This window comes from Streptomyces sp. NPDC088246, assembly GCF_044741025.1.
Classification (GTDB): Bacteria; Actinomycetota; Actinomycetes; order Streptomycetales; family Streptomycetaceae; genus Streptomyces.
In genome coordinates, this window is sequence record NZ_JBIURV010000131.1 from 1 (window position 1) to 4,667 (window position 4,667).

Below are 4,667 nucleotides of genomic sequence, written 5' to 3' on the forward strand. Positions count from 1 at the left end.
AACCCGCCCCGCAATCAACTCATGCACACCACCCACCAACGGCAACTCCACCGAAGACGAATTCCACCCCTCCACCACCAACTCACGCTCACCGGCAGAAAGCACCGGCAACTCACCCACCCGGCAGTCGACGTCCTCCGCCACCGCAGCCAGCACAGTGATCAAGTGGCCCGCCAACCGCTCCACCGTCGCCGCGTCGAACAGCGCAGTGCTGTACTCGATCTGCCCTGCCAGTCTGCCGTTCTCGCTGTCACCGAGCCGCAGAGCCAGGTCGAACTGCACCGTGCGCTCGGCATGACAAGGGGACCCGTCCGCTCCCGCGCCGGCAGCCTCCGGTGCGCCTTCCGTGTCGTAGCTGAAGAAGACCTGGAAGAGCGGGTTGCGGGAGCGGTCCCGCTCCGTGACGAGCTCGTCCACCAGCTGCTCGAACGGCACGTCCTGATGCGCGTACGCACCCAACGCCGTCTCCCGCACCCGCCCCAGCAGCTCACGGAATGACGGATCGCCCGACAGGTCCGTACGCAGCACCAACGTGTTCACGAAGAACCCGATCAGGTCCTCCGTCTCGGCCCGGTTGCGGTTCGCGACCGGCGTCCCCACCACCACGTCGTCCGAACCCGCATACCGGCCCAACAGCACATCGAAGGCCGCCAGGAGCGTCATGAACATCGTCGCGCCGCTCTGACGCGACAGGGATCGCAGGGACTTCGCCACTGCCACCGGCACGGTGAACGAGGCCTGCGCCCCGGCCGAGGAGCGCACTGCCGGACGCGGCCGGTCCGTGGGGAGTTCCAGTGTCGGGATGTCCGTCAACCGGGCACGCCAGTAGGCGAGTTGCTCATCGAGGACCTCGCCGGCCAACCACTGGCGTTGCCACACGGCGAAGTCCGCGTACTGCACGGCCAGCGGCGGCAGCGGGTCCGGCTCGCCCGCGCGGAACGCCTCGTACAGCTGCGTGAGTTCGCGTCGGAAGATACGCTCCGACCATTCGTCGGTGACGACGTGGTGCATGGTGAGGGCCAGTACGTGCTCGTCCTGGGCGAGGCGTACCAGCGCGGCCCGGACCAGTGGCCCGTTCGTCAGGTCGAACGGGGTGGCGGCGTCCGCTGCCACCAGGGCGTGGGCGGCACCCACCGGGTCCGCCGCGTCGGATACGTCGACGACCGGCAGCGGGAAGGCCGCCGGCGGGTCGATGACCTGCTGCGGCACGCCGTCCGCGTCAGGGGTGAGGCGGGTGCGCAGCACCTCGTGCCGTGCCATCACACCGCTCAGTGCCGCCCCCAGGGCGGCGACGTCCAGGTCGCCCATCCAGGGCATCGGGGTCGGAAGGACGTGGCCCAGCGCGCCCGGGTCCAGCCGGTCCAGGAACCACAGGCGCTGCTGTGCGAACGACAGCGGCAGCGGCTCGTCGCGGCCCGCCGGTGTCACGGGCGGCACGGTCACCCCCGTCCCGGACTCGTCGATGGCCTCGGCCAGGCCGCGTACCGTGGGCCGGTCGAACAGTGCCGACAGCGGCACCTCGGTCCCGAAGACCTCGCGTACCCGGGAGATCACCTGGGTGGCGAGGAGCGAGTGGCCGCCGATCCCGAAGAAGTCGTCGTCGGCGCCGATGCCGTCCACCCCGAGGACCTGCGTCCAGATCCCGGCGAGCAGTTCTGCGGTGGCTCCCTCCGGAGCGACGTACTCGTGTGTCTCCGCGTGGGCGGCGGGGTCGGGCTGCGGGAGTGCGGCGCGATTGAGCTTGCCGTTCTGGGTCAGGGGCAGCTCAGTGATCTCGACGAACACGGCGGGGGTCATGAAGTCCGGCAGGCTCTGCCGCAGGTGGTCGCGGAGCTCGGCCACCGGCGAAATGCCTTCACCGAGGTCGGACGGGACCACGTAGGCGACGAGGCGGCGGTTCATGCCGTCGCCGAAGGCCGTCACGACTGCCGAGCGGACGCCCCGGTGGGTGGCCAGGACGGCTTCGATCTCGCCCGGCTCGATGCGCACGCCGCGTACCTTGATCTGGTGGTCGGCGCGGCCGAGGAACTCCAGCTGCCCGTCCGCGAGCCAGCGCACCCGGTCGCCGGACCGGTACATGCGGGCTCCGTCGCCGGCGAACGGGTCGGCCACGAACCGTTCGGCCGTCAGCGCGGGGCGGCCGCCGTAGCCGCGCGCCACGCCCGCGCCGCCGATGAACAGCTCGCCCGGTATGCCGACCGGGACGGGCTTGGAGCGGGCGTCGAGGACGTACACCTTCGTGTCCGCGATCGGGAGCCCGATCGGTACGAACGGCACCGGCTCCCACAGCTCGGAGGCGACACAGGTGATGGTCGTCTCGGTCGGTCCGTACGTGTTGTAGATGGGCACGGACGTCTGCGCGAACCATTGGTCGAGCGCCTGGGGCGACACCGCTTCGCCGCCCAGGATGAGCCAGCGGAAGTCCGGACCGAGCACGTCGCCGGCCGAAAGGCCGGGGAGGACCATCTCCCAGAGTGCGGGTGTGATCTCCACCGAGGTCACGGCCTGCTCCCGGATCTCGCGCAGCACGCGCTCCGGTGCCCACTGCTCCGCTCCGCGCAGGACGAGGCGCCCGCCGTGCAGCAGGATCGCGAAGAGCTGCTCCTGCGCGGCGTCGAAGGTGAGGGATGCCAGCTGGAGCGTCACGTCGGCCGAGGTCAGGCCGTACCGCCGGCCCATCTCCTGCAGCTGCAGGCTCCACGAGTGGTGCTGGACGAGCACGCCCTTGGGTATGCCGGTCGAACCGGAGGTGAAGATGACGTACGAGAGGTTCTGCGGTGTGACGTCCATCTGCGGGTCCTCGGTGGCGCCGGTGGCGATGGCCGGCCACTCGGTGTCGATGAGGAGGCGGGGGACGGAAACGGCTGCGAGCCGCTCGTCCAGTACGGCTTCGGTGATGAGCAGCACCGCGCCGGAGGAGTCCGCCATGTGTGCGAGCCGCTGGGAGGGCTGGTCCGCGTCGAAGGGCAGGTAGGCCGCCCCGGCCTTGAGGACGGCGAGCAGGGTCACGACCGTCCTGAGGCCGCGGACCAGGCAGGTGCCGACGACGTCCTCGCGGCCGATGCCTTCCGTGATGAGCCGGTGGGCGAGCTGGTTGGCCTCCGCGTTCAACCGGCCGTACGTGAGGTGGCGGTCGCCCTCCACGACGGCGACGGCGTCCGGGGTGCGGTGTGCCTGCTCCTGGACGAGCAGGTGGACGGGGCATCCTTCCGCGTTCGTCTCGGTACCGGTGCAGAGCTGCCGCAGCACCGAGCGTTCGGTGTCGCTGAGCAGGTCCAGAGCGCCGATGCGGCGCTCCGGATCGAGGACGCCCTGCAGGACGGCGACGAGGTGGCCGGCCATGCGCCGCATCGTGGTGTCGTCGAACAGGGCGGTGCTGTACTCGATCTCGCCGGAGAGGGCGCCTTCGCCGCTGTCCCGGAAGGTCAGGGACAGGTCCGAGAGGGTGAGGTCACGCGTCATCGCGGGACCGGGCACCGCGGAACCGTCGTCGGCGTCGGCACCGGTGGTGGTGTCGGCCTGGTGTGTGGCGTACGTCGGGTCCGGGCGGTCGTCGGATGCGGACGGGTCCGCCGCTCCTGCGCCGTCACGTACGTAGTTGAAGTAGACCTGGAACAGGGAGGTCCGGGACCGGTCCCGCTCGGTGACGAGGTCGTCCACCAGCTGTTCGAACGGCAGGTCCTGGTGGGCGTAGGCGCCCAGGGCGGTCTTCCGCACCCGACCGAGGAGTTCGGTGAACGTCGGGTCCCCGGACAGGTCGGTGCGCAGGACAAGCGTGTTCACGAAGAACCCGATCAGGTTCTCGGTCTCGGCCCGGTTCCGGTTGGCGACGGCCGTGCCGACCGCGACGTCGTCCGTGTCGCAGTAGCGGCCGAGCAGGACGTCGAACGCCGCGAGGAGCGTCATGAACATCGTCGTGCCGCTCGCACGGGACAGCCCGCGCAGCGCCTCCGCCGTCTCTGCGGGCACGGTGAACTGCGTACTCGCCCCCACCGACGACCTGATGGGCGGGCGGGACCGGTCGAGGGGCAGTTCGAGCTCGGTCACTCCCGCCAACTGGTCACGCCAGTAGGAGAGTTGCCCGTCGACCACCTCGCCGCTCAGCCACTCGCGCTGCCATACCGCGAAGTCGGCGTACTGCACGGGCAGCGGCAGCAACGGGTCCGGCTCACCGGCGCGGAAGGCTTCGTAGAGTGCCGCCATCTCCTGGTGGATGATCCGTGCCGACCATTCGTCCGAGACGACGTGGGGCATGGCGAGCGACAGTACGTGCTCGCCGATCCCCAGCCGGATCAGGGTGCCACGGAAGAGGGGACCCGCAGCAAGATCGAACGGCTCGGTCATCCCCCGGGCGACCATTTGCTCCGCGAGGCCGAGCGGGTCATCGCTGCCGGATACGTCGACCACGGACAGCGGGACAGCCGCCGACGGGTCGATCACCTGGTGGGCCACGCCGTCCGCGTCCGCCACCAGGCGGGTGCGCAGCACCTCGTGGCGAGCGACGAGTGCACTCAGAGCGGCTCCCAGAGCGGCGACGTCCAGCACGCCGTCGAGCCGGACGGGGAGGGCGACGTTGTACTCGGTCGATTCGGGTTCGAGCTGGTCCAGGAACCACAGACGCTGCTGCGCGAACGACAACGGCAACGGCCGATCCCGGTCGGCCCGTG

General features: G+C 70.4%; 1 protein-coding gene. It reads right to left on the reverse strand.

Annotated features, from left to right (window positions below; translation table 11 throughout):
- The coding region (locus ACIPEK_RS46180; protein WP_402008910.1) for an amino acid adenylation domain-containing protein at positions 1–4,644 on the reverse strand (4,644 nt) is incomplete at its 3' end.
- Between the last annotated feature and the right edge of the window lie 23 nt (positions 4,645–4,667).